Source organism: uncultured Umboniibacter sp., from assembly GCF_947497555.1.
In the GTDB taxonomy this organism is placed as follows: domain Bacteria; phylum Pseudomonadota; class Gammaproteobacteria; order Pseudomonadales; family DSM-25080; genus Umboniibacter.
In genome coordinates this window covers 318,596-345,501 of sequence record NZ_CANMGY010000001.1, presented here as the reverse complement: position 1 = coordinate 345,501, position 26,906 = coordinate 318,596, and the positions used below count along the sequence as shown (strand labels likewise).

30 protein-coding genes are annotated in these 26,906 nt (G+C 50.5%); 16 read left to right on the top strand and 14 right to left on the bottom strand.

Annotation, left to right across the window (positions count from 1 at the left end):
• Positions 1-162 precede the first annotated feature (162 nt).
• A complete protein-coding gene (locus tag Q0698_RS01525; protein WP_298633034.1) occupies positions 163-2,220 on the bottom strand; it encodes an EAL domain-containing protein in 2,058 nt (685 codons plus the stop codon).
• A 94-nt stretch (positions 2,221-2,314) separates the two neighbouring features.
• Entirely contained in the window at positions 2,315-3,319 is a 1,005-nt protein-coding gene (gene epmB, locus Q0698_RS01520) for an EF-P beta-lysylation protein EpmB (protein ID WP_298633032.1), read from the bottom strand.
• A gap of 171 nt (positions 3,320-3,490) precedes the next feature.
• Here epmB and efp point away from each other — a divergent pair, with 171 nt between their 5' ends.
• The 5 genes from efp to cysE are packed head-to-tail and all read left to right on the top strand — an operon-like array spanning position 3,491 to position 6,825.
• Positions 3,491-4,060, top strand: coding sequence for an elongation factor P (gene efp, locus Q0698_RS01515; protein ID WP_298633030.1), 570 nt, complete (start codon positions 3,491-3,493; stop codon positions 4,058-4,060).
• A gap of 54 nt (positions 4,061-4,114) precedes the next feature.
• Complete coding sequence (epmA, locus tag Q0698_RS01510) at positions 4,115-5,050, top strand: EF-P lysine aminoacylase EpmA (protein WP_298633028.1); 936 nt, start codon at positions 4,115-4,117, stop codon at positions 5,048-5,050.
• The gene (locus Q0698_RS01505) at positions 5,031-5,672 is read left to right on the top strand and encodes a GNAT family N-acetyltransferase (RefSeq protein WP_298633026.1); all 642 of its coding nucleotides are present in this window, start codon (positions 5,031-5,033) and stop codon (positions 5,670-5,672) included. The genes epmA and Q0698_RS01505 overlap by 20 nt, the downstream gene beginning before the upstream one ends.
• The gene (locus tag Q0698_RS01500) at positions 5,669-6,031 is read left to right on the top strand and encodes a VanZ family protein (RefSeq protein ID WP_298633024.1); all 363 of its coding nucleotides are present in this window, start codon (positions 5,669-5,671) and stop codon (positions 6,029-6,031) included. Before Q0698_RS01505 ends, Q0698_RS01500 begins: the two co-directional genes overlap by 4 nt.
• Entirely contained in the window at positions 6,028-6,825 is a 798-nt protein-coding gene (gene cysE / locus Q0698_RS01495; RefSeq protein ID WP_298633022.1) for a serine O-acetyltransferase, read from the top strand. Before Q0698_RS01500 ends, cysE begins: the two co-directional genes overlap by 4 nt.
• Before the next feature lie 106 nt (positions 6,826-6,931).
• Here the strand turns inward: cysE and Q0698_RS01490 are convergent, their stop codons facing one another.
• Together Q0698_RS01490 and Q0698_RS01485 are read right to left on the bottom strand one after the other, a co-directional pair.
• Complete coding sequence (locus Q0698_RS01490; protein WP_298633020.1) at positions 6,932-7,912, bottom strand: serine/threonine protein kinase; 981 nt, start codon at positions 7,910-7,912, stop codon at positions 6,932-6,934.
• A gap of 71 nt (positions 7,913-7,983) precedes the next feature.
• A complete protein-coding gene (locus tag Q0698_RS01485) occupies positions 7,984-8,784 on the bottom strand; it encodes a ComF family protein (protein ID WP_298633018.1) in 801 nt (266 codons plus the stop codon).
• A 78-nt stretch (positions 8,785-8,862) separates the two neighbouring features.
• Between Q0698_RS01485 and bioB the strand changes: the two genes are divergently transcribed.
• The 7 genes from bioB (at position 8,863) to Q0698_RS01450 (ending at position 17,285) form a co-directional block, all read left to right on the top strand.
• Entirely contained in the window at positions 8,863-9,885 is a 1,023-nt protein-coding gene (gene bioB / locus Q0698_RS01480; RefSeq protein ID WP_298633017.1) for a biotin synthase BioB, read from the top strand.
• A complete protein-coding gene (locus Q0698_RS01475) occupies positions 9,879-10,982 on the top strand; it encodes an 8-amino-7-oxononanoate synthase (RefSeq protein ID WP_298633016.1) in 1,104 nt (367 codons plus the stop codon). Before bioB ends, Q0698_RS01475 begins: the two co-directional genes overlap by 7 nt.
• The gene (locus tag Q0698_RS01470; protein WP_298633015.1) at positions 10,969-12,453 is read left to right on the top strand and encodes a methyltransferase domain-containing protein; all 1,485 of its coding nucleotides are present in this window, start codon (positions 10,969-10,971) and stop codon (positions 12,451-12,453) included. Before Q0698_RS01475 ends, Q0698_RS01470 begins: the two co-directional genes overlap by 14 nt.
• 8 nt (positions 12,454-12,461) lie before the next feature.
• Positions 12,462-13,148, top strand: coding sequence for a dethiobiotin synthase (gene bioD, locus Q0698_RS01465; RefSeq protein WP_298633013.1), 687 nt, complete (start codon positions 12,462-12,464; stop codon positions 13,146-13,148).
• A 315-nt stretch (positions 13,149-13,463) separates the two neighbouring features.
• Positions 13,464-15,266, top strand: coding sequence for an acyl-CoA dehydrogenase C-terminal domain-containing protein (locus Q0698_RS01460; RefSeq protein ID WP_298633011.1), 1,803 nt, complete (start codon positions 13,464-13,466; stop codon positions 15,264-15,266).
• Positions 15,267-15,336: 70 nt separating this feature from the next.
• Positions 15,337-17,010: an acyl-CoA dehydrogenase gene (locus Q0698_RS01455; protein ID WP_298633009.1), complete on the top strand. Its 1,674-nt coding sequence runs from the start codon at positions 15,337-15,339 to the stop codon at positions 17,008-17,010.
• A gap of 71 nt (positions 17,011-17,081) precedes the next feature.
• Positions 17,082-17,285, top strand: a complete 204-nt coding sequence (locus tag Q0698_RS01450; RefSeq protein WP_298633008.1) for a DUF3094 family protein — start codon at positions 17,082-17,084, stop codon at positions 17,283-17,285.
• Positions 17,286-17,332: 47 nt separating this feature from the next.
• Here the strand turns inward: Q0698_RS01450 and Q0698_RS01445 are convergent, their stop codons facing one another.
• The 10 genes from Q0698_RS01445 to Q0698_RS01400 all read right to left on the bottom strand — a co-directional run bounded on the left by Q0698_RS01445 (position 17,333) and on the right by Q0698_RS01400 (position 24,392).
• A complete protein-coding gene (locus tag Q0698_RS01445) occupies positions 17,333-17,794 on the bottom strand; it encodes an EVE domain-containing protein (RefSeq protein WP_298633007.1) in 462 nt (153 codons plus the stop codon).
• A gap of 3 nt (positions 17,795-17,797) precedes the next feature.
• Positions 17,798-18,583, bottom strand: coding sequence for a twin-arginine translocase subunit TatC (gene tatC / locus Q0698_RS01440; RefSeq protein WP_298633005.1), 786 nt, complete (start codon positions 18,581-18,583; stop codon positions 17,798-17,800).
• Positions 18,580-19,302, bottom strand: coding sequence for a Sec-independent protein translocase protein TatB (tatB, locus tag Q0698_RS01435; RefSeq protein ID WP_298633003.1), 723 nt, complete (start codon positions 19,300-19,302; stop codon positions 18,580-18,582). Before tatB ends, tatC begins: the two co-directional genes overlap by 4 nt.
• 9 nt (positions 19,303-19,311) lie before the next feature.
• On the bottom strand, positions 19,312-19,560 hold the full coding sequence (tatA, locus tag Q0698_RS01430; RefSeq protein ID WP_298633001.1) for a twin-arginine translocase TatA/TatE family subunit: 249 nt from the start codon (positions 19,558-19,560) through the stop codon (positions 19,312-19,314).
• A gap of 12 nt (positions 19,561-19,572) precedes the next feature.
• Complete coding sequence (locus tag Q0698_RS01425) at positions 19,573-19,902, bottom strand: phosphoribosyl-ATP diphosphatase (RefSeq protein WP_298632999.1); 330 nt, start codon at positions 19,900-19,902, stop codon at positions 19,573-19,575.
• Positions 19,895-20,281 (bottom strand): phosphoribosyl-AMP cyclohydrolase, encoded by a 387-nt coding sequence (gene hisI / locus Q0698_RS01420; RefSeq protein WP_298632997.1) that lies wholly within the window; start codon positions 20,279-20,281, stop codon positions 19,895-19,897. Before hisI ends, Q0698_RS01425 begins: the two co-directional genes overlap by 8 nt.
• Before the next feature lie 46 nt (positions 20,282-20,327).
• Entirely contained in the window at positions 20,328-21,947 is a 1,620-nt protein-coding gene (gene ubiB, locus Q0698_RS01415) for a ubiquinone biosynthesis regulatory protein kinase UbiB (protein WP_298632995.1), read from the bottom strand.
• Positions 21,947-22,546 (bottom strand): SCP2 sterol-binding domain-containing protein, encoded by a 600-nt coding sequence (locus tag Q0698_RS01410; protein ID WP_298632993.1) that lies wholly within the window; start codon positions 22,544-22,546, stop codon positions 21,947-21,949. Before Q0698_RS01410 ends, ubiB begins: the two co-directional genes overlap by 1 nt.
• Positions 22,543-23,292, bottom strand: coding sequence for a bifunctional demethylmenaquinone methyltransferase/2-methoxy-6-polyprenyl-1,4-benzoquinol methylase UbiE (gene ubiE / locus Q0698_RS01405; protein ID WP_298632992.1), 750 nt, complete (start codon positions 23,290-23,292; stop codon positions 22,543-22,545). The genes Q0698_RS01410 and ubiE overlap by 4 nt, the downstream gene beginning before the upstream one ends.
• 62 nt (positions 23,293-23,354) lie before the next feature.
• The gene (locus tag Q0698_RS01400) at positions 23,355-24,392 is read right to left on the bottom strand and encodes an AraC family transcriptional regulator (RefSeq protein WP_298632990.1); all 1,038 of its coding nucleotides are present in this window, start codon (positions 24,390-24,392) and stop codon (positions 23,355-23,357) included.
• Between the two features lie 161 nt (positions 24,393-24,553).
• Between Q0698_RS01400 and Q0698_RS01395 the strand changes: the two genes are divergently transcribed.
• The 4 genes from Q0698_RS01395 to Q0698_RS01380 are packed head-to-tail and all read left to right on the top strand — an operon-like array spanning position 24,554 to position 26,902.
• On the top strand, positions 24,554-25,165 hold the full coding sequence (locus Q0698_RS01395; protein WP_298632988.1) for an NUDIX domain-containing protein: 612 nt from the start codon (positions 24,554-24,556) through the stop codon (positions 25,163-25,165).
• Positions 25,162-25,602, top strand: a complete 441-nt coding sequence (locus Q0698_RS01390) for a DUF1249 domain-containing protein (RefSeq protein ID WP_298632987.1) — start codon at positions 25,162-25,164, stop codon at positions 25,600-25,602. Before Q0698_RS01395 ends, Q0698_RS01390 begins: the two co-directional genes overlap by 4 nt.
• On the top strand, positions 25,590-26,333 hold the full coding sequence (locus tag Q0698_RS01385; protein ID WP_298632985.1) for a metallophosphoesterase: 744 nt from the start codon (positions 25,590-25,592) through the stop codon (positions 26,331-26,333). Before Q0698_RS01390 ends, Q0698_RS01385 begins: the two co-directional genes overlap by 13 nt.
• Complete coding sequence (locus Q0698_RS01380; RefSeq protein WP_298632983.1) at positions 26,330-26,902, top strand: YqiA/YcfP family alpha/beta fold hydrolase; 573 nt, start codon at positions 26,330-26,332, stop codon at positions 26,900-26,902. The genes Q0698_RS01385 and Q0698_RS01380 overlap by 4 nt, the downstream gene beginning before the upstream one ends.
• Positions 26,903-26,906: the final 4 nt, after the last annotated feature.

The window sequence follows — 26,906 nt, the reverse complement described above, 5'->3', positions numbered from 1 at the left end:
AGAACTCATCGTAGTTGAGAGCCGGATTCTCTGCAAGTGATTGACAGTGAAGGGTTGCTTAGGTGGATGAGTATTATGGGTTAATATTAATCAATGGGCGCCGGCCGCTGCAGCCTCGCAAAATGCTGGGAGCTTCTGGCCATTCATCAATCATTTTGAAAGTTAGTAAAGTTCGAAGTCGTGGACCATTTCATTGCTCGGGGACTGAACGTAATAGCCCTGGATGTGCTTGGCGCCAGACTGCCACAATTTGTTAATAATGGCGGCGTTTTCAACCATTGGAATAATTGATTCACGTTCTTCTTCGTGGAGGCGAGTGAGGAGTGATTGCAGTACTTTGGTATCACCACCCTCCTGAAGTTCTTTGGTATAAGAGGCGTCGACTTTAACCCAGTCGATAATTAGATGGTTCAAGGTTTCGAACGGGTTCAACGACGAACCAAAATGGGTTAGTGCTGCTTGACACTGAAGGCCAGCAAGGGATTCCGTCAACTTTGCAGCGCTCTTAAGGTTGCGATTAACTTCCTTCTCACTTAGCTGCATAACCAGGCTTTCACGCGGCAAGCCGGCCGCATTGAATAGACTACCTAGAAATGCAGGTAGTCCGTCATCCTGAAGTGCTGCCTCCGAAAGGTTAATCAACAGCTTAGTGTCGTGACCATCGCGCAGATGAAGGGCAAGTTTCTTTGCCGATTCACGAATAACCCAGCGATCGATGAGCGCGCCTAGCCCACTCTTCGCCACTTGCTCGCGCCACTCGGCGGGGCTTACTTCGTTACCGTCCTCGTCAATCAGTCGTAGCAACACCTCATAGAGCTCCTGAGTGTTGCCATGAATGTTGATGATTGGCTGAAAGAGTAATTTGAAGCGATCATCAGCCAAGGCACTCTGAACACGAGCGACGATGTCCTCAGTAGTAAGTTCCGGTTGCGCATCGTCAGCAAATTCAAATATTGAGGCTCTATCACTGAGCTTTACGGCGACTGACTGAGCTTCGCGAGCGGCGGAAAGTAAATCGTCAACCGTTTCGTGGATGTTGCTAATTTGACAAATTCCGGCACGAAGATGCAGGCGAGTCGATTTGCTGCCGCACTCCCAGACTTGCTTATCAAGCCCAGCTATGACCACTTCGAGTTCCGCGAGACAGGCTGTTTCATTTGGGTATTGGCTGATGAGGCAGAATTTACCATCACCAAGATTACCCCAAATACCGATGTTATCGTAGTTAGCCTTCAGGTACGAAGCCATCTCTTCTAATAATTGCTCGCGTTCACCTAAATCAAAGGGGCTTGTAGCCTCGCTATAATCCGGAGCTTCGAAATAACATAACTGATGGCGTTTACCATCTTGAGTGTCCGTCATCGCTTGCTGTGTGCGTTCAACGAACTGTCGTCGTTCCATTAGTGTTGGCATTTCGAATTCTGTCGCGGCAACAACCTGCTCACCGAAATTCAATCGATGGCTAGGGATAACGATTTCGTTACAGGCTTCACCGTCATATTCAGTGGTGCGAACAAGTATTACGGCCTCGAAGCTCTCGCCCGCACTTGTCGTTACTTGAGTGTTTATTTGCTTTTGCTCAGCAGCGTCTTCGCCCGTGGCTAACTTGGAAAGTTGTTTTAGATGCTTAACATCCGGAACCAATTCGGCGATGGGTGTGACAATGAGGTCGTCCTCGTCTTCGAAGCTGAATAGTTCAAGAAAAGCGTTATTCGAGTAGAGAAACATACCATCCTGAAGATAGGCAGTGGGCGTTCGGAGGTCGTCGAGTAAGTTGGCAGCCTTGGCATCCGATAGTTGTTGTTTGAGCTCAGCTTGACGGCGTAATTGACGATGCTGACGGTTGTCAAATTCTCGCTTCACCACGGCGATTAGGTGCTGGTCATGATCATGTTTGATGGTGTCAACAGCCCCCAATTTGAGTGCCTGAATGATGGTGGTGGCGTGATCCTCTTCATGGCACAGAACTAAGGTAGGAATGTCTAGCCGCTGCTTACGAAAGCCTTGGAGTACTTCTCGATAACTCAAAGCTTCATTGTCGGCGTCAACAATACAGAGATCCCAGGTTTGATCGGAAGTTAGTTTCTCTAGTAGTTCTGGAGAGTTTACATGCTGAGGGCGCAGGTTAATTCCGGCGCTTTCCAGCATAGAAATCAAACGAGTGGATTCATGTTCATCTTGGTTCGCTACCAAGAGGCGAATTCTATTTGAAGTGTCCATAGCCTACCTAACTGTCAGTTAATTCTATGGTAGCGAATAAACGAGTTGTTAAGTAGTAGTTTTTTTGGCGATGGATCACATTATTAGGTGTCTGTTAAATACCGTTGCCAAAAACAGTTTTCGCGCTACCGCCCGACTCTTCTTTGCTGAGTTTTGGCGTTAATGTTCCGGGTAGCGTGGCACAGAGCTGCTGATAAATTTCAGCAGCTCTCTTGGCGCTAATTTGAAAATGCGCTGCGCCTTGAACTCGATCTAGAAGGTGGAGGTAGTAGGGCTGAATGTTAATGTCGTCGAGCTTTTCGCTAAGATCAGCGAGAGTCTGTGCATTGTCGTTGACACCTTTTAGTAAAACACTCTGGTTGAATTGTCTAACGCCAGCCTGTTGGAGCTTAGCGGCGGCGTTACCAACCTCAGTATCGATCTCGTTGGCGTGATTAATATGCCAGACAAGCTGCGTATTGAGGCGGGTCTGCTGTAATAGGGTGCAAAGTTCGTCGGTCACTCGGGCGGGAATCACCAGGGGTAGCCGAGTATGGATTCGGACTCGCTTAATTTGTGGGTAAGCTTCAATGGCCTCAATTAAAGAGCAGAGGCTTTTGTCGTTCTGCATCAGTGGGTCGCCGCCACTTAAAATTACTTCGTTTACCTCGGGGTGGTTGTTTAGGTAGGCCAACGAACTCTGCCATTGTGTAGTTGATAAGCGATTATCTTCGTAGGGAAAATGTCGGCGGAAACAGTAGCGACAGTTAACGGCACATTTCCCACTAAGGACCAATAAAATACGCGAACGATACTTGTGAATAATGCCAGGTGCAACCGTGAAATCGGCTTCGGCGAGCGGGTCGGCGGAGTAATCGGGATGTTCAATTAATTCCTCGCCCACAGTTAGAATTTGAGCGAGAATAGGATCCTTGGCGTCACCTTTGACGATTCTATTCGCAAAGGCTTTAGGCACCAGCAGTTGGAAGCTAATGGCATGCTCTTCGAGCTGATCGTCGTCAACGTCAACGGCCGCTAACAATGTCTTGCGGCTGGTGTAGGCCTGCTGTAGTTGTTGCTGCCAGCTAAGTGGTTCAGTTGCTTGAAGAATGATACTCATAGGATGCCCAAGATTTTTAGCTATTGTACGCGTCTCGGCGATTCAAAATAAGTCCTGAAAGCTACTTAGTTTGCTGTTTGTAAACGCTGACGAAACCTACTAGCTGGTGTACAATGTTCAGATATTTTATTTTAAGGAGCGCTGCGCTCCGAACCTGTGAGGCAAATTAAAGTGGCTAATTTTTCTACTAACGAATTCAAAGGTGGCCTGAAGGTCATGTTAGATGGCGATCCATGCTCAATTGTTGAAAACGAATATGTTAAGCCTGGGAAAGGTCAGGCCTTTAACCGTGTTCGTTTGAAGAACTTGCGTACGGGTCGAGTTTGGGAGCGTACTTTTAAGTCCGGTGAAAGCCTTGAAGCGGCTGATGTGATGGATGTTGAGTTAGAATACTTGTACAACGACGGAGAATTCTGGCACTTCATGGATCCAAACACCTTTGATCAGTATCAAGCCGAAGAGTCGGCGGTTGCTGATCAGAAAAACTGGTTACGCGAACAGGATGTGATCACCGTAACGCTTTATAACGGCTCGCCGTTAACGGTAACACCACCCAATCATGTCGTGCTAGAGGTTGCTCACACTGATCCTGGCCTTAAAGGCGATACGGCACAGGGCGCAACTAAACCTGCGGAGATGACTACCGGGGCAACGATTAAAGTACCGCTATTCGTTGAAATCGGCGACAAGCTTAAAATTGATACCCGGACTGGCGAATACCTCGGTCGTTCGAAAGACTGATTGCCAGCCACCGATTACGCTGCTTAAACGCAGCGTATCGCAGGTAGGAACACTATGACATCCTGGCGCCCCACGGCTTCATTACAATCGCTCCAACAGCGCGCGAAAATATTGTCGGGCCTTCGCAAATTCTTCGCCGAACGGGAAGTCCTCGAGGTAGAAGTACCGTTGCTCAGCGCAGCGGGTGGCACGGATCTTAACATCGAGCTTCTGAAGATTGAGGGTGAGGATCGCTGGCTAGCGAGTTCCCCTGAGTTTCCGTTAAAGCGTTTGGTCGCGGCCGGTTATGGTGATGTGTATGCGTTGCAGAAGGTTTTTCGCAAAGGTGAAAGCGGACGACGACATAATAGTGAATTCACCATGCTCGAGTGGTATCGCGTTGGCTTTGATGAATTCCAGTTGATGGATGAGGTTGAGGCGTTATGTCAGCGTATTCTGAGAATGCCTCCGGCTTCTCGAGTGAGTTATCGATCGCTATTCGTTGACGCTATAAACGTAGACCCCTTTGTTGCCTCGGATGATGAATTGGCGAAGTTAGGTGCTGAGCTTACTGGACTCGAACCTTTGGCGCTGGACAGAGACGGTTGGCTAGATATTATTTTTAGTCATGCCATTGAACCCAAATTAGCGAATCCAGTATTTATCTTTGACTTTCCGGCTAGTCAATCGGCGCTGGCGCAGCTTTGTAGCCGTGATTACGGCCAAGTAGCACGGCGCTTCGAGCTTGTTTACGGCGGACTAGAGTTGGCCAATGGGTACTTTGAGTTGACGGATGGCGCAGAGCAATACCAGCGATTTACTCGCGAATTAAGGCTAAGAACACAGCAGAATAAGCCCACGGTTGCGTTGGATCAGAATTTGATCGATGCACTTAATACTTCAATGCCTGGCTGCGCTGGTGTGGCGATGGGCGTTGATCGACTCTGTATGTTAGACGCAAACACTCAGACCCTTTCCGAGGTAATTAGTTTTGACGACAAAAATGCCTGATTTTCATATTCGCCGCACCTATGCCGCTGAGTATGAGCAGGCCGTCTCGCTTCTTTTTAGCTCTGGGTCAGAGGCCTTCACATGGTTATATGGGAATGGCGATTCATCCCGAGCGATGGCGTTTTTGGCCAATAGTTTTACCCGAGATGACACCGCTTTGAGCCATAACAACATTTGGTGTGTCACGGCAGATGATAATGTGGTTGCGACATTTATCCTAGCCAACGTGGCTGCGGCTGAGGCGTTATCGGGACCGGGGATTACTCAAGTTTTTCGCTACTACGGTTTTAGTTCTGCGTTAACCTGCAGTTGGCGCGCAATTCGGTTAGAACGGAGCTTGCCAGCGCCGAAGCCCGACTGCCTTCATATTAGCGGTGTCGCAGTTGACCCGCTGTTCCGAGGGCAGAGTATTCTTCGACGAATTATAGATTTTGCCGATCAAAAGGCCTATGAGCTTGAATGTTCAATGTTGAGCTTGGACGTAGCGAAGACTAACACCGCAGCTATAGCCAAGTATCAGCATTTAGGATTTGTGCATCAGTATTCACGTCCCGCACCACACAAAACAGTGCCGGGATTTCACTACTTCACGCGAGCTGTATTAGACAGGGATGAAGAATGAGTTTCATAAAGCGTTACTGGAAAGGGCTGGCGTGGTTCTCGGCAATCGTTGTCATTATTGTCTGCAGCCTTCCAACACCCCAAGTCTTGGATATTCAGCATATCGATAAGCTAGAGCATGCTATCGCCTTCGGCGGTATCTGCGGTTTGTTTTTCTTCGCCTATCCCAATTGGCGTTTTTTAGTGTATATCGGCAGTTTCCTGCTTGGCTTAGCGGTGGAACTGTTACAAGCCGTAATTCCATGGCGATCAGCGGAAATGCTAGACTTGGTTGCAGATGGAGTGGGAGTAATTTTGGCTATCGTAGTGATTGAGCTATTCTTGGTTCCGCGGATGCGCAGACGAGGTTTAATGAAATGAAAGCAGAAGTGGCAACAGCAAACGTCATCGATTCAGTATGGGCTGAAATTCAATTTAGCGCCAATGCTTGGGCAAGCGAAGAACCCTCGCTAGCGTCTTATCTGCACGCTACCATTTTGAAGCATAACAGCTTGCTCTCGGCGTTGAGCTATCACATTGCTTCGAAACTAGACTGCACGGCTTTACCGGCGTTAGCAATTCGCGAACTTGCCGAAGAGGCGCTAGCCGACCAAGTAGATTGCATTCGCTTAGACTTAGCAGCGGTCCATGGCAGGGACCCAGCCTGTGACTCGAAAGCTACTGCCTTCTTATATTTCAAAGGCTTTTTGGCACTACAGAGCTACCGCGTTGCGCATTATCTTTGGGTCAATAATCGTCATCCTATGGCGTTGTTTTTCCAGAGCCAAATATCTCATCGCTTAGGCGTAGATATTCATCCTGCCGCGGAGATTGGTATGGGTGTAATGTTTGACCATGCTACGGGAATTGTGATTGGCGAAACTGCCGTTATCGAAGATATGGTTTCTATTCTTCACTCGGTGACGTTGGGCGGTACAGGGAAGGAATCCGATGACCGTCATCCAAAAATTCGTTACGGTGTTTTAGTGGGCGCGGGTGCGAAAGTGCTCGGCAACATCGAAGTGGGTGCGTGCGCGCAGATTGCCGCAGGTAGTGTCGTGCTTCAGGATGTTGAACCGCGTACCGTAGTAGCCGGTGTACCAGCTACGGTTCGTGGTGAATCAACCTGTATTGAACCAGCCCAAACCATGGATCACAGTTTCTACAGCGCTTAGTTTCTGCCGCGCCTAGTTACGGAATTGCTTGGCTTTCTTAGCACTCTAGCGTTTAAAGGCCTTTGCTTGGTTTTGAGTACCATGCTCAATCGCATGTCAGCTCTGACTAATAAGGCACCAAGCTCAACGGCGCTTCGTTCAGCGCCGCTAACTGCTCGCGTAACGCAAGAATTTGCTCTCCCCAATATCGTTCACTATTAAACCAGGGGAAGTGCATGGGAAACGCTGGATCTTCCCAGCGGCGAGCTAGCCAACCGGTGTAATGTAGCAGGCGCATTGCTCTGAGCGGTTCGATAAGTGCGAGTTCGGCTTGGTCGAAGTGGGTGAAAAGCTCGTAGTTTTCAATAATCGCATCGAGCTGTGCTGTCTTATCCGCCCGGTCGCCCGATAAAAACATCCACAGGTCTGCCATGGCAGGCCCGCGAATGCAATCATCAAAGTCTACAAAGTGCGGTCGGTCATCTCGCCAGAGTATGTTACCAGGATGGCAGTCGCCATGAAGCGCAATCAGCTTAGGATTCACCTGCTTAAAGGCGGTGTCGATTTGTTCGATCATGTCGCCACTCAAATCAATCCATTGGGTACGGTATGCTTCGCCCACCCATTCCCCCGCAATGATGAAGTCTCTCGCGACCTTAGCCATTCGAGCGTCGCACATCGAATCGCGCAAACTCAGATCAACCTGCTGACCTAATTGGTGAATTTCACCCAGAGCTCTACCGAGTTTTTCGAGGTGATCGAAGTTATCTAACTCCGGAGCGTGACCACCTTGGCGCTTAAAGATACTGAAGCGAAAGTCCTTATGGCTGAAAAGGGTTTGTCTATCTATCGCAATGGGCGGCACGACGGACATTTCGGCGTCGGCGAGATGGCGGGTAAACTGATGCTCAGCGATAATCTGTTCGTTGCTCCAGCGATTGGGGCGATAGAATTTTGCAATCAGCGGCACGCTGTCTTCAATGCCTACCTGCCACACTCGATTCTCATAACTGTTCAAGGGAAATAGACGCAAGTCACTCAAATAGCCCAGCGACTCAACGGCTTCAATCACCGCGTCCTGATCCAGTTCGTACCATATATGTTGCATAGTGAGCGATATCCCAAAAGTATCTCGCTAGTGTACTCCCTTTTAGGTGGCGGCGTTAATAATCGGCCTGACTAATCTGTGGTTGAATAAGATGTCGTATCCGGAAGCCAATAACAGTCTCCGTAGCCCGGTCGTGGGGTTCGCGCTATGGTCCAGACTTCCACATATTTTGCACCCGCTTGCTGCAGTATCTCAGTGGCCCTGCTGAGGGTGGAACCAGTGGTGTAGATGTCATCCAATATCGCAATACGTTCGGGTACCTCTTGAGTGACTTGAAAGGGATTGTTGCGCCGCCAACGCTGGGTGGCATTGCGAGCCTTTACGTTAGCGCTGGACGACACGTCGAGTAGTGGATGAACGCGGTTACGATACCGCCAACTCATACCCTTGAGCAGCGCCTCTACCTGATTAAAGCCTCGCTCGCGGAAACGTTGTCGGCTAATTGGAATCGGGATAATCGCATCGGGGAGTGAGGCCAAGCGGCGAGTATTGAGATACTGTTCTAGGAGTTGGCCTAACATCGCGCCTAGATCGATAGCTTCGGATAGTTTAAGGCGTGCTAGTGCCCAGCGAACTTCCGCACGATAGGAGAATGCCGAGAAGGCGAGATCCCAGTTGTGGGGCGGGCACACCAAGCATCGATCTTTGCTCCGTTGTAAGGGGTGCGCACAAACTCGACAGGCCTGCAAATTCCACGGTAATTCGTTTGCACATGGCCCACAGCAACGATCCGGCCAGACACAGCCACAGCGGCACAGCGGACATTCAAATGGGAGTTCGGCCATCAGTTTCTGGGTACTTTGTCGCCAATGTAAACCATTTAGCGAAATTTGGTTGACAATCAATCTGAGCTTTCGCAGGATGTCTTCCATAGAGAACCTTTGCGCAGGGCTGACAGCAGTGACATTACGCCTTTGCGCCCTAAATATAATGAATAGCGAGAACCTATTATGACAGCATCCTCTCCTGTTACCCGCCATGATTGGTCGGTGGCCGAAGTATCCGAGTTATTTAATCGTCCGTTAAATGATCTGTTGTTCGCTGCGCAGACTATTCATCGTCAGAACTTTGACCCCAATCAAGTTCAGGTGAGCCGTTTGCTATCGATTAAAACCGGTGCCTGCCCAGAAGACTGTACCTACTGCCCTCAGAGTGCTCGCTATGATACCGGTCTTGAGCGTGAACGTTTGATGGAACTCCAGCGCGTTGTCGAAGAGGCGAAAGACGCCAAAGCAACTGGGGCAACACGTTTCTGCATGGGTGCCGCATGGCGTAGCCCCAAGGCAAAGGACATGCCCTACGTCATCGAGATGGTTAAGGAAGTTAAAGCGCTTGGCCTAGAAACCTGCATGACTTTGGGTATGTTATCCGACGATAAAGCTCAGGCTTTAGCTGATGCTGGCTTAGATTATTACAACCATAACCTCGACACTTCGCCTGAGTATTATGGCGAAATTATCACCACGCGTACCTACTCAGATAGGTTGGAAACGTTGCAGAACGTTCGCGATTCGGGCATGAAAGTCTGTGCTGGTGGAATCGTAGGTTTAGGCGAAGAGCAGCGTGACCGCGTGGGCTTGCTGGTACAGTTGGCAAACTTACCGATGCACCCAGAATCAGTACCTATTAACCAGTTGGTTGCCTGCGCTGGCACGCCACTTGAGGGGCAAGAGGTATTAGACCCTATCGAGTTTATTCGCACCATCGCGGTAGCGCGAATCATCATGCCCACTAGCTATGTTCGTTTGTCAGCCGGCCGTGAAGAAATGTCCGATGAGATGCAAGCTATGGCGTTTTTTGCCGGCGCGAACTCTATTTTCTATGGTGAGAAGTTATTAACAACACCAAACCCAGAAGCCAATGATGATCTTAAGCTGTTCGCACGCTTGGGGATCAATCGCGAGGAATTGAAGGAGCAGCCGGCGAAACCCGCAGCAAAAACCTTCTACGACGCCATGGATGCTGCGTGCTAATTGATCGCCTAAGCGCCCGATTAGCTATCGCTGAGCAGGAAAATGCCAAGCGATACGTGCGCGTGCGCCAGGGTGTGGACTTTGCCAGTAATGATTATCTGGATTTCAGTCAGCGGGATGAACTCAAGCAGGCAGCGCATGATGCAATTGCCAGCCACGGTGTGGGCGGTCGAGCCTCCCACCTAGTCATGGGCCACAGCCAACACCACGATGAGCTTGAGCAGCGCGCTGCGCAGTTTTTTGGTTATGAGGCAGCCATGGTGTTCTCCTCCGGCTACGCTGCCAACCTGGGTATCATGGCTGCGTTGCTAGCCAAGGGAGATCGGGTACTGCATGACCGCCTAAATCATGCCAGCTTGCTAGATGGTGGCTCCCTGAGTGGGGCAAATTTTCGCCGTTTCCGTCACAACGATGTGGCCCAGCTGCGCGATTTTCTCAGTCGCTCCAATGAGCCCACCCTAGTGGCTATTGAGAGTGTCTATTCAATGGATGGTGACCTGGCTGATCTCATAGGAATTGAGGCAGTGTGTCGTGAGTACGGCGCCACCCTCCTCGTTGACGACGCCCATGGTGTAGGGGTAATTGGTCATCATGGCGGCGGCGCCAGCACCGCAATTAAACCCGATATTCTGATGGTAGCTTGCGGTAAGGCCTTGGGATCCTATGGCGCATTAGTGTGTGGATCGAAGTCGCTCGTTGATGGCTTAAGTAATTTCGCTCGAACCTATGTGTACACCACCGCATTGCCTCCCGCTCAGGCCGCAGTGACTTCTGCTGCGTTGCAGCTCATTCAGGAAAATGACGAAGCCATTGCACGGCTTCAGCGGAATATTGCTCACTTTCGTCGCTGTGCTCAGCAAGCTGGCTTGCCTTTGAGTGACAGCCATAGTGCTATTCAGCCTATCCTCGTTGGCGATAATGCTCGACTAATGGCGCTCTCGGAGCAGTTAGAGGCTAAGGGCTTCCTAGTGGGAGCAATTCGCGCACCGACTGTCGCAAAAGGTTCGGAGCGGCTCCGTATTTCACTATCAGCTGCGCACACGAGTGAGCAGATTGAACAACTTATATCGGAGGTCAGAAGTAGTGACCTTATTTAACACGCTTTATCCTCTGTCGGCTGAATCAATGCCGATTGCTCAGCAGTCTCACGGCGATGTTCAGGGCAGCTTTAACCCGTCGTCAGTCCTGGTGCTTAATGGCTGGGGCTTTAAGGCGTCTGTATGGCAAGCCCTAAGTGATCAGCTAAGCATGCCTTTACAGGTTGTGGATCAGCCGGCGGATAGCGATTACGAGAGTTGGTTTGAAGCACTGTACAAGCAGTTGGAGAATGAACGACCTCGAGTCATAGCTTGGTCGCTAGGAGTCCAAGTCGTCGCCCGACTCCAGCAACGCGGAGTGATATTCGAATCCATCGTCGCCATTGCGGGACGCGCTTCCTTTGTCGTGGAGTCGGGTCATGGCCTTAAGGCAAATGATCTGGCCAAGTTTCAAAAGCGAGTCGCCAAGGGTGGAGAGCGAGCGCGAGCCTATTTCGCGGCGCTGATTTCGCACGGTGGACCATTGGCCGCGGATGTTACCCAGATAACGCATTATTTGCAGGCAGAACTCAACAACTACACGCTTAGCTTGGCTGATTTAGCGGCGTATGTACCCGTCCCCAAAGGGGCGTTTTACGTGTTGGGGGAGCAGGATGCGCTGGTGGCGCCTCGCCCAGAAGTGGAGGCAGAGGTTGAAGTGTTGGCGGGCCAGTCACATGACTTGCCGTTAGCTGCACCCGAGCGTTTGGCAGCGCTCATTGAGCAGTATTGGTTTCGCGAGAGACAGCGCAAAGTTGCTCGGAGTTTCTCGCGCGCTGTGGATAGCTATGCGGAATCATCGAACCTGCAGCAGCGAGTGGCAGATAGTCTCATGGCAGGAATTCAGCTGCCAACGAAAGGTCTGCTGGTGGATTTAGGCAGTGGCACCGGCTATTGCGCAAAACAACTTCATTCACGCTTTGGCGGCGAGTTGCTATGTATCGATCTCAGTCCAGAGATGGTAGCGCATACCCGTAGCCTTGGGTTTAACTCCATGGTAGGTGATGCGCAAGCGTTACCGCTGGAGGACAACTCTGTGGAAGTGCTAGTCAGTAGCCTAGCCATTCAGTGGTGCTCGAACCCGGCGAAGGTTTTTGCTGAAATCGCTCGAGTGTTGAAACCTAACGGTAAAGCCTGGGTGGCAACGCTGGGCGAGCTAAGTTTAGCGGAGCTGAGAGAGTCAGCGGTTGAGGCAGGTTTAGGTAATCGAGTGAATCAATTTCCCGCCCATACGGATTGGTTGGAACATGCGAACGACTCTCAACTAGCTAGTGAGTTGCAGCGCTACCAAACGCCTGTTGAGGCGAGTAACTTCTCGGAGTTACTTAAGCATCTTCGTGGGGTGGGCGCTAACTGTGTTCTCAATGGGTCGCGCAAGGCCCTCACAAGGTCAGATTTGAAGAGCTGGGGTGACGCTGCGTTGCAAGCCGGAGGCGGAAACTACCGCACCCATTACGATGTGGTACAGCTTACGCTGAATAAGTTGAATTAGGATAGATAATGAAAAAACACCGCTATTTTATTGCCGGTACGAATACCGATGTTGGAAAAACCTTTATTGCTGAGGCAATCCTTTGGGCCGCTCAACAGCAGTCCTTGAGTACGCTTGGGTTAAAGCCCATCGCGGCGGGCTCGGAACTTCACGATGGCAAGCTACGCAATGAAGATGCGCTCAATCTGATGCGGGCCTCTACGGTTCAACTCCCCTACCAGCTGGTCAATCCGGTGTGTTTAGAAGCGGCTATTGCGCCACACATTGCGGCAGTGGATGAGGGTAAACGTCTGAATGCCACCGGTATCACCGGAAAGATCCGCGGGGCGTTAATGACCCCGGTGGATTTTGCGCTGGTTGAAGGTGCTGGTGGTTGGCGCGTTCCCCTAAATGATCGCGAGTACGTTTCGGAGATCGCCCGCGAGCTCGGGTTCGGTGTGATTCTGGTAATAGATATGACGTTAGGTTGTCTAAGTCATGCCATGCTGACGGTTGAGGCGATTCGCCGCGACGGTTTGCCATTTGTTGGTTGGGTGGCTAACAGCGCTACCGGATCAATGCCTCGCTTTGAGGAGAATCTTGAAACGCTTAAGCAACGCCTCCCCGCTCCGTGTCTTGGAGTGGTGCCTTTCCTAACTGAGCAATCTGCTCACGCCGCTGCCTCGTATATAGACATACAGACGTTGATTGGGTAAATACGGTAACTATTTGCGACTATCTAGTCACAAATTGCCTGTTTTGCTGAAACCGCCAAGCCGTCTTTCGTTGATCTGTTAGAAGTCCTGTTAAATAAGGGCTTCAAGCAAGTCACATGGGAGACGGCAATGCGAGTTTCAATCGCGCAAACTGTTCAGATTCGACTAAATTTAAGGGCATCGCGGCAACAAGGTGTTGTCCAAATCTTGACACGTTATGACCTTAAACGTATGTTTCAAACAAGTGTTTGAATAGTAGCTCGGTCTGCGCCCTCGTTTTGGCGCCCGCATTGGTATAATTAAGAGGTTCTCCACATGGCAGATTATAAAGCCCCACTTCGTGATATTCGTTTCGTTCGCGATGAAATTTTCGACTTCAACACGCTTTACACCAAGATCAATGGTGGCGAAGACGCAACACCAGATATGGTTGATGCCATTCTTGATGAGATTGGTCGTTTCGCAGAGCAGGAAATTGCTCCGACGAATGTAACGGGTGACCGTGAAGGGTGTAAGCTTGGCGAAGATGGTGTGATCGCGCCAAGTGGCTTCAAAGAAGTTTACCAAAAGTTTGTTGAAGGCGGTTGGCCTTCACTTTCTGCTGATCCAGAATTCGGCGGCCAAGGCCTTCCGGTTTCACTCGGCATGACGGTTTCTGAAATCGTTGGTCAGGCAAACTGGTCTTGGGGTATGTACCCAGGTCTTTCGCACGGTGCTAAGCACTTGCTTGAGGCTCACGGCTCAAATGAGCAGAAGGACACTTTCCTGCCACGCATGGTTTCAGGTGAGTGGACCGGCACGATGTGTCTAACCGAGCCCCACTGTGGTTCTGACCTTGGCCTACTTCGCACCAAAGCGGAAGCGAATGCCGATGGTAGCTACTCGCTTACCGGTACTAAGATCTTTATCTCAGCGGGTGATCACGACCTGGCTGAAAACATCATTCACTTGGTGTTGGCTCGTGTTCCAGGATCTCCAGCGGGCACCAAAGGTATCTCAATTTTCGTAGTACCTAAGAACAATCTTGATGACAGCGGCAACGTTGCCGAGCGTAATGCAGTAAGCTGTGGCGCGCTTGAGCACAAGATGGGTATCCACGGTAACGCGACCTGTGTGATGAACTTCGACGGCGCCAAAGGCTTCCTAATTGGCGAGCAGAACAAAGGTCTGAACTACATGTTCACCATGATGAACTCTGCTCGTATCGGTACGGCGTTCCAAGGTTTGGCTCACTCAGAGCTAGCTATTCAGCACGCTACTGATTATGCCCGTGACCGCTTGCAGATGCGTTCGCTTTCAGGCAAGAAAAACCCTGACGGTCCAGCCGATCCAATTATTGTTCACCCAGACGTTCGTCGGATGTTGCTAACCATTAAGTCGTTGACTGAAGGTATGCGCATGATGGGTTACCACATGGCTTACAATGCTGACATCGTTAGCGATGGCAAAGATGAAGAAGAACGTAAGGTTGCGGATGACTTGCTATCTATCCTTACTCCAATTGGTAAGGCGTTCATGACGGAAGTAGGTTGTGAAGCTGCAAGCTTGGGCGTTCAGGTATTCGGTGGCCACGGTTACACTGCAGAATGGCCAGCAGAGCAGAACATGCGTGACTGTCGTATCTCCACGATCTATGAAGGGACTACCGGTATTCAGGGTCTTGATCTTCTAGGTCGTAAAGTATTGGGCTCAGGCGGCGAACTATTGAAACCACTGACCAAAGAAATCTACGTGTTCGCGAAAGAGAACCTAGAGAATGAAGCGATTGGTGGTTACTCAGTGAAGCTGCAGGAACTCACCAAAGAGTGGGGCGAGCTAACTATGCACATTGGTATGCTAGCCATGGAAAACCCGGAAGAAGTGGGTGCAGCCTCGGTTGATTACCTCATGTACGCGGGTTACGTTTGCATGGCCTACTACTGGGCTCAGATGGCTAAGACTGCAGCAGAAAAGCTTGCTGCTGGCACGTCAGAAACCGCCTTCTACGAAGCTAAGTTGCACACGGCTAAGTTCTACTTCGCGCGTATCTTGCCACGTACTATTACGTTGGCAGCAACCATGAAAGCGCCGCTTGATACGCTCATGGATATGGACGAAGAACAGTTCGTCATCGTATAAGACCTCAAGGCCGCTGGATCATCCCAGCGGCCTTTTTTAACACCCCTACTTTTCTCCAGTTGAGGCCCCTATGTCTGCACTCAATGAAATGCAATTTCTCCTTCGTGATGTCTTCCAGCTAGAAAACAGCTGGCAGGGTAGTGAACTCTTTGCGGACTATACGGCTGAGCTCGGCGACGCAATCCTAAGTGAAGCCGAAAAGTTTGCTCGTGAAGCATTGGCTCCTATTAATCGCTCTGGCGATGAAGAGGGCTGTCGATTAGAAGCCGATGGTGTGCATACGCCGTCTGGGTTTGTTGAGGCGTGGGCTGCATTCTCCGAAGGCGGTTGGCCTTCGATGGCGGGTGATCCGGTTTGGGGTGGCCAGGGGATGCCTAAGGCATTGTCAGTGATGGCGGATGAGCTGTTTTACTCAGCGAATTCTAGTTTCATGCTGTATTCAACCTTGAGCGTTGGTGCGGCGCTGTGTATTGACGCACATGCCAGCGAGAGCCTAAAGAAAACTTACCTCCCGGCATTGTATGAAGGTCGCTGGGCGGGTGTGATGGATCTCACTGAGCCGCATGCGGGTTCGGATCTTGGCTTACTGCGCACCAAAGCACAGGATTTAGGCAACGGTGAATATGCCATCGAAGGTAATAAGATGTTTATTACCGGCGGTGATCAAGATATGACCGAAAATGTGATTCACCTTGTGCTCGCTCGTCTTGAGGGTGCACCGGCAGGATATCGCGGTATCTCGTTATTTCTAGTACCGAAGTTTCATGTCAATGACGACGGCAGCTTGGGTGAGCAGAATGCCGTGATCGTGGGCTCTATTGAACACAAAATGGGGATCAATGCCTCGGCAACCTGCGTAGTAAACTTCGACGGCGCCAAGGGCTACTTGGTGGGTGAAGCTAACCGCGGCTTACAGGCCATGTTTACCATGATGAACTACGAGCGCTTGTCTATCGGTGTGCAGGGTCTCGCATCGGGCGTGGCCTCCTATGATTCCGCAATGACCTATGCCGCTGAGCGCAAGCAAGGTAGTGTCGCGGGCGAGCTGACAGCGATTAATCGTCATGCTGATGTGAAGCGAATGCTATTAACAATGCGCGTGATGGCGGATGCGGGTCGAGCTTTGGCTGTCTACGCAGCACACTGTCTGGATTGCTCTAAGAGCGAAAACAGTGCAGCAATGGCGCAACGTGCGGCCCTACTAACACCGGTAGTGAAGGCCTTCCTGACCGACCAGGGTTTTGAAAGCTGTGTCATAGGCCAACAAGTCTTCGGTGGTCACGGCTATGTCCGCGAATGGGGTCAAGAGCAGTGGGTCCGCGATGCGCGAATTGCCCAGATATACGAGGGTACCAATGGTATTCAAGCGCAGGACTTAGTGAAGCGTAAGGTCTGTGTGGACGGTGGTAGTGCACTCAAGGCGATGTTAGATGACTTTTCCAGCCTTACTCCAGATAGTACCTTCGTATCAGCTAGCCAGCAATTCCTGACGCTGAGTGAGGAGATGGTTGCAGTATTAACGGAGCATCCACAGCGCGAAGGTGCGATTAGTGTGGACTATCTGCATGCGTTAGGTTACCTGAGCTATCATCACTTCCTGCTACGAATGGTGGCAGCGGCTACGGGTGATGATGTGGCGGTGCGACAACAGCGTATGCAGTTCTTTGAAATGCGAATTATGCCGCGATTCAACGCTTTGCTCAGCTCAATCAAAGCGGGTTTAAGCGTAGATTTAGTCCTGTAGGAAATACTTGTTTTTAGCTCAGGGTTCACGTTACTCTGAGTTAAAAATAATAACGATAAACGGGCGTTAAAATGCGTGATAAAGAAGACTTGAGTCCAGAAGATTTGGCTCGTGTTGAGGAGTACCTCAATTCCACTATTCACCGAGCTGACCGGGGCGAATTTAAGTTATGGCGGCTGATGGGCATATTGAGTGTGGTATTGATTGCCTTCGGCACTTTAGCGATATACGTCGCGGTTGAGACGGGTGTTTGGAATTCAGGGCGCTGGTTTTAAATAAGCTTAAGTTCCGCTCAAGTTCTGCTCAATGGGCATCAGCTTAATTAGGTTACTTCGCCCATCTTTAGGATTTCAGCAAAGTGTTCTGTTGACACTGGCATTACGGATAGCCGACTGGCTTTGATCAGTGCAAGTCCAGCCAGTTTTGCATTGGCTTTCATTGCTGACAGAGGTACACGTCTCAGAGCACGTTCGAAGGCAATATCTACCTGAAACCATCTGGGCGTATCCACTGTGGCTTTACTGTCAAAATATTTGCTATCTGGGTCAAACTGAGACGGATCTGGGTACGCTGTCTTAACGACCTTAGCAATACCGACAACGCCAACCTGTTTGCAGCTTGAGTGATAAAACAGTACGAGGTCACCCAGTGCCATATCATCGCGCATAAAGTTGCGAGCTTGATAATTTCGGACACCATTCCAACCCTCGCCGTCACTGCCGAGGGCTTCTAAATCCTTAAGCGAAAAGTCGTCCGGTTCGGACTTCACTAGCCAGTAGTTCATCGCCTAGTTAGCATCCTGCTCAGGGCTGTCATTAGCTGTGTCTTCTTGGTCCCTATTATTCGCCTTAGAACGCTGGATCATCTTGGCGAAGAAGCTGCCCACTTCAAATAGCATCCACATAGGTACCGCTAACAGAGTTTGTGAAATGATATCGGGAGGCGTTAGCAGCATTCCTACCACAAAGCAGCCGACGATGATGTACGGACGCTTTTGCGCTAGCTTATTAGCGTCGATAGCACCTACCCAGGCCAAGATGAAAACTGCGACGGGGATCTCAAAGGCGATGCCAAAGGCGAGCATTAGCTTAATGACGAAATTAAGGTAGAGGTTGATATCAGTCATCACCGCTACCCCTTCAGGGCCCACTGAAGTAAAGAACCCAAAGACGAGCGGGAAGACTACAAAGTAACAGAACGCCATGCCGCCATAGAACAGGGCTACTGATGAGAACAGGAGTGGTGCCACAATATGGCGTTCGCGCTTATACAGTCCTGGTGCGATAAACGCCCAGATTTGCCCCAACACAATGGGGATGGCGGTTACAAATGCCAGCATCAGCGTTAACTTAAACGGCGTTAAGAATGGGGAAGCCACTTCCGTGGCAATCATCGATGAACCCTCTGGCAAATAGCGACGCAGTGGCTCGGAGACAATTTGGTAGAGTTCGTTGGCGAACGGGAAGAGACAGGCGAATACCACAAACACCGCGGCGAACATTTTTAGTAGTCGACTACGCAGCTCTATAAGGTGGCCCACAAACGTCGATTTTTTAGCCGTATTCTCGCTCACGGGTTGTCCTTTTGGTCCGATTCGCTGCTTAAGCTGGAAGCGCCGTTAGCATGCTGACTACCTGAGCTAGTCTCTGCGTCTGAACTCATATCGCTAGCAGCTGGAGCATCTGCTTTCTCCGCGCTGCTTGCATTAACTGCCATGTGTTCGGCTAGCTCCGCCTCCGCTTGGCGGATTGCGGCTAACTCCTTTTTCGCTTTGATCACCGCAAGTTCATCCGCTCGGCGTTGTTTAGCCGCGATCACGGACTCGCTAACAGCCTCGCTTGGTGCCAGGGCCTCGTTTCGCTCTGTGCTTTCGTTGGATTGAAGTTGGGACGGACCATCGACTGCATTACTGCTGCCATTTACAGTCTCTAAGCTGTCAGTTGAACCACTGGTCTCCAAGGAGCCTTCGTTAGCTGCACTGCTGCCATGGCGCGGTTTTTTCTCGCCAATGGTCTTAAAACGCTGAATATTATCGGTGGTTTCTTTGACGGTAGCTTCAATCGCCGCCTTACTTTCGCCCAGCGACTTCATGATGTTTTCATTGTGCAGCTGGCGGCGAATATCGTCGGCACCGATTTCCCGTTCGATTTCCTCTCGCGTATCATTGATGGTGCGTTTTGCGCGGCCCCACCAGTAAATACCTTTACGGGCAACCTCGGGCATGCGCTCGGGGCCGAGTACTAACAGCCCCACAATCATCACTAAGAGAAACTCTAGAAAACCGATGTCCATGCGCGGCGATTAGTCCTGCTTGGTCTTTTCAGTGGTTTCCGTGGTAGTCGTTTTGCTACGCTCGTCACTGCTGATCTTTTCGGCAGGAGCGACGCTGTTTTCGTCGTCCTTCTTTGCGTTGTCTTCATCACCCATGGATGACTTGAAACCTTTGATCATTTTACCAAGGTCAGAACCCAATCCACCCAAACGTTTCGTGCCGAACAATAGCACTACGATGAGTAAGATGATGAGGATTTGCCAAATGCTCGGCGCCATAATTAACTCCTTTTAGCCTCTTGAGGCCTTTTCTTCTAGTCCGGATTGCTGCGTGCGCGAGGCAAGCACCTGTGTAACGTCGTTGATGCTTAAACCCAAGTGGTTGAGCATAACCATCATGTGAAACAGCACGTCGGCTGCTTCCTTAGGGAGTGATTCAACATCACTGCCGTTCTCATAATCCTTGGCCGCTAACACTAGCTCGGTACACTCTTCGCCAACTTTCTCTAAGATCTTATTCAGACCTTTGTTGTGTAGCTGAGATACGTACGAGCTGTTTTCATCAGCACTATCGATTCGCGCTTGAATAGTTGTTTCAAGCTGCGCAATTATGTCATTCATTATACATTGCCTTCGGACTTTTGATCACATTCTGGTTGATCTGCCAACCATTGTCACTCGCTGTTTTGTAAAAACAGTTGCCACGACCGGTATGGCAGGCAATTCCGCCTATCTGTTCAACGGTTAACAGGATGGTATCGCCGTCGCAATCTAGGTCGAAACGGTGCAGTTTCTGTACATTGCCACTCTGCTCACCCTTCCGCCATAGCGACTGCCTCGAGCGGGAATAGTAAACGGCACGCTCTTCTTTAAGCGTTAAGGTCACGGCCTCTGCATTCATCCATGCCATCATTAAAACGTCTTTGGTGTGAACGCACTGAGCAATGACCGCGACCAGCCCTTGATCATTGAACTTGATGTCACTCAGTAGCTTATTCATAGCGTTCTCATTCACTTAATTATCCAGATTCAAGTTGGGTGGCGATTTAAGTACGGCTTAACCGAGCTATTACCCAACCCACCGCGAGAGCACCACAGACTAGCGCGGTGTCACGGTTAAGTAGTTCCGGCCAGACCAGGCCTGCACTGACGCCTGCCACAATACCCATCACCAGCGTTACCGAACCTAAGGCGCGGGTGCGCGAAGTCTTGGTCTTTGCAGGGACTTCAACCTTTTCCGTGTTTGGCTTAGCCGCCTGCTGGATGGCATCAAATAACAAATTAGGAACTTGCGGGAACTTCTCTAACCAGTCGGGACCATAGCGCTTTAGCTCCTCCCACAACGTGGTTGGTTTAAAGCGATGCTTCAGCCAGTTTTCCAAGAAGGGGTGAGCGGTAGCCCAAATATCCAGCTGCGGATAAAGCTGGCGACCCATTCCTTCAATGTTGAGTAGCGTCTTTTGCAATAGCACTAGTTGCGGCTGAACCTGCATATCAAACTGTCTTGCCGTTTGGAATAGGTTGACTAGCACGTTACCAAAGGAAATCTCGCCTAGGGGCTTCTCGAAGATCGGTTCGCACACGGAGCGGATTGTGGTTTCAAAATCACCGACGCGAGTGGCAGCGGGTACCCAACCGGAATCGATATGTAGCTCCGCCACTTGACGGTAGTCGCGACGGAAAATCGCCAATAGGTTGCGGGCTAAATAGTATTGATCCTCTCGGCTAAGCGACCCGGCAATGGCACAATCAACGGCCATGTAGGTAGGGTTGCTAGGATTCTTTCTGCTCACGAAGATATTGCCGGGGTGCATGTCGGCGTGAAAGAAGTTCTCTTCAAACACTTGAGTGAAGAAGATCTCCACACCGCGTTCAGCAAGGATCTTGAGGTTTGTATCTTGAGCTTTGATCTGCGCCATATCGTTGACGGGGATGCCGTCAATGTATTCAGACACCATGACATCTTGGGTGCAGTAGTCCCAGTAAACTTCGGGCAGATATAGGTGCCCCTTATTATGAGCGTTACGGCGGAAAAGCGAGGCGTTGCCTGCTTCAATACGCAGATCTAGTTCGCGCTCTATCGTAAGTTGGTACTCGCTAACCACCTCGGTAGGTCGCAGGCGTTTGGCATCGGGAAGCCACTGAAGTGCCTTGCGAGCAAGCCAGTGCATGAGGGCAATATCGTCGTCAATGACGGACCCTAGATCGGGGCGAAGACACTTTATGACGACTTCAGATCCATCCAATAGCGTGGCTCGGTGAACCTGTGCGACACTGGCCGAAGCCAATGGCTGTGGCTCAACGGACGCGAACATTTCATCTAGCGGCCGTTGTAAACTCTGTTCAACACGTTCCATGAACAGTTCACTCGGATAGGGCGTGACTTTGTCTTGGAGGTAGGCGAGTTGTTGGGCAATATCGTGCGGGATTAAGTCTGGGCGGGTGGACAGTAACTGGCCAAACTTAACGAAGATTGGGCCCAGTGACTCCAAACAGGCGCGAATGCGTTCGCCCATTGGTTTGTTCTGCCAGGAGCTATCCGTTGGCCCCAAAAGGAGTAGTACTAATTTGGCTCCAATAGGTAAGCGATGCGCTACAAGTTCATGGACACCAAAGCGTTTAAGTTGTCGGAGTACCACAAAGGCACGTTTGAGTGCGCGAAACATTAGCGAGATTTCCATTGATTGAAGCGTGCTTCAAGACGCTCGAAGCGACGTTGGACATCGCGGACATCCGCAGAAAATTGAGCTAACTCGTCACTTGATGGTGCCAGTCTCGCTTCATAGTGAATAGACTCGCCGGCGAGGCGGTCAAAGGAAACTTTAGCTTGCTTCAGCCCTGACCAGAGCTTGCGAGCCCCACTGCCAATTTGGTGGGCTGCAATAGGGCCCACCCATTCGGCGAGTTTTCCTTCGGGATCTAGATCTAGCTTGGGGAGTGCCTCATTGAGTTTGATCAACACTCCCGTTTGCCCATGCGCTTTAACACCACTATCAATTAACGCATTACTCTTTGGATTGCGAGCCATAGCGACGAATTCAGTCGCGCTGCCACTTAGCTCTAAATGCACATCACCGGCGTACTGCTGATAGAGGTTTATCTCGGCACCGGAAAATATGGCGAATAGGGTTATGGTGGGCGAGCTAATACTCAGCTTTAGTACGCAGCCATTGAGTGGCGCCAACACATGCTTGGCACCAGGGTCTAGCGACAGCGCTCCGTTCACAGCCTGTTCTAAAGATGCGGTGGCAGCGACCTCGATCAAGGCTTAACACCTCGATGTAGCGCTACAATGCCGCCGGTAAGATTGTCATATTTGGTATTAGCGAAGCCCGCATCGTCCATCATGCTGCGCAGCGTTTCCTGGTCTGGATGCATGCGAATAGATTCAGCTAGATAGCGGTAGGAGTCGGCATCGTCGGTGATTAACTTACCCATAAATGGGAGTGCCTTGAAGCTGTAGGTATCATAGACTTTGGATAGCAATGGGTTGCTTGGCTTCGAGAATTCAAGAACTAATACCCTGCCGCCGGGCTTCAGCACGCGATGGAAGGAGCGAAGCGCTGCGTCCTTATCGGTCACGTTTCTCAGGCCAAAGGCAATGGTAATACAGTCAAAGTAGTCGTCGGGAAAGGGCAGACATTCCGCATTGGCCTGACAGTATTGAACCTGTGCGCCAACGCCCTTATCGATGAGGCGGTCACGACCGACGTTGAGCATAGAGCTATTGATGTCTGCGAGAACCACTTGCCCTTCACTGCCAACGAGCTTTGAGAAGGCCAGAGTAAGATCACCCGTACCGCCGGCAATGTCGAGTACCTTGGAGCCTGGGCGAACCGCTGAACACTCAATGGTGTACTTCTTCCAAAGGCGATGCACGCCACCGGACATCAAATCATTCATGATGTCGTATTTAGCGGCTACCGAGTGGAAAACACCGGCAACTTTTTCGACTTTTTCTTCAACGGGAACTTCGGAGTAACCAAAGTGGGTCTTATCTTGCTTGCTCATGCTTTAACCTTAGTCAGCTGTACGATCATTCTAACCTGAAAGGGATCGCAAAATTAAGGGAATTATTCCTGTTGTGCCGGTGAGTTCAAGGCAACGTCACGACGATACTTAGCCGGTGACACACCCGTCCAGCGCTTAAAAGCGCGCGAGAAACTACTCGCGTCATAGAAGCCTAAGTTATACGTTATGTCGGCAATAGAGAGATTACTTTGGCGAATGTATTGCATTGCCAATTCTCGGCGAGTGTTATCCAAAAGTGATTTAAAATTGGTGCCTACAGCGGTCAGCTTCCGGTGCAAGCTACGGGTGCTCATATGGAGAGCATCGGCAACCCGCTCCTGAGATGGCTCGCCGGTGGAGAGATATTCTAAGATTAGCTGATAAACACGATGGCTAATATCCGCCTTGTCCATCCGCGCCAAATACTCGGCCATGATACGCTCACAGCTTTGTAAAATTTCTGGGTTTGCAGTGGGTAATGGTGCTTCCACCTGAGCGGCATCCATTTCAATAAACCAGCGCTGAGATTCAAAATGAACAGGGCAGCCAAAAGCCTGTTCAAAGAAAGCTCGATCATTATTTTCACGACGCTTTAGGTGAACGGCTATGGGCTTATTTTCAGGGTTTAGATCTATTTCACGAGCCATGCGGACACATAGCAACATACTGGCTTCTACACCATGCTGACTGAGTGAGTTAGGTTCCGTGAGCAGGTATTCAATTTCATAGACGCCATCCTGTTTGTTGAGGGCGAACTGCATGGTGGTGGTAATGATGCGCGAAAAGCGCGCCGAACGGGAAAATGCGTCGTACAAACTGGTGGCGGCAAAGTTAGCCATGGTCATAGCATGGAGCGTGGTGGCGTGCACGAACATCGGTACGCTAAGCCCAAAGCGGGGGTCGCCGGTGGCTACTTCCGCTAACTCCCATAGTCGGTTGAGTTTCTGGCTAGGGAGGCGGGTGTTAGGGTCGCCACATTGACTGACATCAATGCCCGCTTCGCGCAGCAGTTTGTCACCGTTAACCCCACGAGCGTCTAGCGTTCGCTTAATGGCGAGCGCCCAAGTTCCAATGGTCGTGGTTTGAGAGGCCAACTTCATAGTGCGCTACTTTACTCATCTGTTATTGAGGTGCTGTAGCGTCTAGTATAAGGGAATTAGCCAGAAAAATAAGCCGTGGTGTTTAATGTCATGGGGAAAGCAACGATTGTTAGCGAATCAACTGAGCGCGCCAATTTTAAATTATCCAATCAGGACTGAATATGACTAAGCAACTTGGTAAGGATGATGTAGAAGTCTCGTCTACCGACGTATGTTATGACGGGTTCTTTAAGATATCTAAACTTACCCTGCGTCATCGCAAATTCGATGGTGAGATGACCCCGTGGTTATCTCGTGAGCTCTTTCAGCGTGGTAACGCGGTGGGAGTGTTACTCTATGACCCACATTTTTATAGGGTTGCTTTGGTAGAGCAGTTTCGTATTGGGGCGCTAGCTAGAGATGGGTCGCCCTGGTTGCACGAAGTTGTGGCCGGAATGATTGATACCGATGAAAGTCCAAAGCAAGTGGCCGCTCGAGAGTCCTTTGAGGAAGCGGGCGTCACGGTAACGGTGGATCAGTTGTTGCCTATCTGCGACTACCTAGTAAGTCCGGGCGGTGTGGACGAACGTTTTTACCTGTATTGCGCTTTAGTGGATCTAGAAAATGTTGGCGGGGTTTTTGGCCTGGAGTCTGAGAACGAAGATATTCGCTTAGCCACCTACTCTATTCCTGAAGCGCAGCAACTCATGCAGACAGGTGCGGTGGATAACTCCGCGACGATCATCTGTTTGCAGTGGCTGCTACTCAACTATACGAGCTTGAGTGTGAAGTGAAATATTCCGTAGACTTAGCTGCGCTGCAACGCGACGGCGAACTGATTTACCTGCTGCTATCGCGTTTTTTGGGCAAGATGTCGCTGCACGCAAGCCGAACGCTGGTAATGGGTGACGAAGATTACCAGAACGATGTGCATCTGGAGGTGGTAGAGGTGACTCCCTACACCGCGGTAATTCAATTAACGCCCAAGTCGGACTCCACCTTCACTCGCGGCTTTGCGATGCAAATTCGTGCTTATCATGATGCCAGCATTGCCGATATTGTTCGCTGTGATCACCTCCATCAATTATTGCCGAAGTACCCCTATCCCAATGATCGAATGCTACATCCCGATGAAAAGGCGCAGTTGCATCGTTTTGTTCGCGAATGGCTGGCGCATTGTGATAAATTTGGCAAGAGTCCGATGAACTGGGAGTGGCCATGGAAGGAATAGTTGCGACGATCGCGCAGATTAGCGATTGTCATTTTAGCGCAACCACTAAGCCAAAATTCGTAACAGGCTGTACGGCTGTTTTACAGGATATCGCTGCAAATCCGGTTGATTTATTGGTGGTTAGCGGAGATATCGCCGACGATGGCTGCGCGGAAGCCTATCGGCAAATTGGCGTGTTAGTAAAACAAATTCTACCCAATACGCCGGTTGTTTGGGTGCCCGGCAACCATGATGATCCAGCGGTCATGGAAGTTGAACTAGGTCAGTCGTTAGTACGCGAATGGACGCTTCCTGGCTGGAAGTTGGCATTTTTAAACTCCGCGGTACCGCGCAAGGTATGGGGTCGTATTGGTGAGCAGCAACTGAACAACTTTAGCCACTGGTTAACTAAGACAGCGGATTATGTGGGTATATTTGTTCATCATCCACCTGAACCAGTGGGTACTGAGTGGATTGACCCACAGTGCCTGCGCGACGGCGATGACCTAGCGGAAATAGTCTCAGCAAATCAGCAGGTACAATGGCTAGCTAATGGCCATGTCCATCAGGAGAAAAGCGCCAGTTTTGCCGGTGTTGATTGGTATTGCACGCCCGCTACAAGCCGCCAGTTTAAGGCGGGGGCAGTGGATTTCGCGCTAGATAAGACCCTCGCCCCAGGCTATAGACGTTTTAGTCTTAATGTTGATGGCAGCTATCACACCGAAGTGCGCCGCGTTGGAGTAGTTGATTGAAAGACCTGTTGTATTTGCACGGCTTTGCGAGTTCCCCGCAATCTCTAAAGGCTCAGCAAACCCTCAACTGGTATGCGGAACACCATCCGGAGGTTACGGTGCACGCGCCGCAGTTAGCTATTTCGCCAGAGCAAGCCTGGCAGCAGATTCAACAGCTGGTGGAAAGCACCCAGCCGAGTGGTGTCTTAGGCTCATCTCTGGGCGGTTTTTATGCCAACGCGGTGCATCGATACCTTAAGATTCCGGCAGTTATGATTAATCCCGCAGTAACACCAGCGAATGCGCTGCGCGATCACATAGGCACCAATAAGTTTTGGCACACGGATCGTTACTTTGAGTTTAGCCAAGCCGATGTGGACTTTTTGGAAGGCCTAACGAGTGATGAGATTGGCGCGCCGCAATCTTTGTGGTTGATGGTTCAGACGCATGATGCGACACTAGATTTTAAACAGGCGACGGAGCGCTACGCGAGCGCAAAATGCTCTATTGAGTATGGCGGTGATCACAGCTTTGTGGACTACCCGCGTTACCTCCCCGCTATTCACCGATTTTTATCACGATTTATGTGACGGA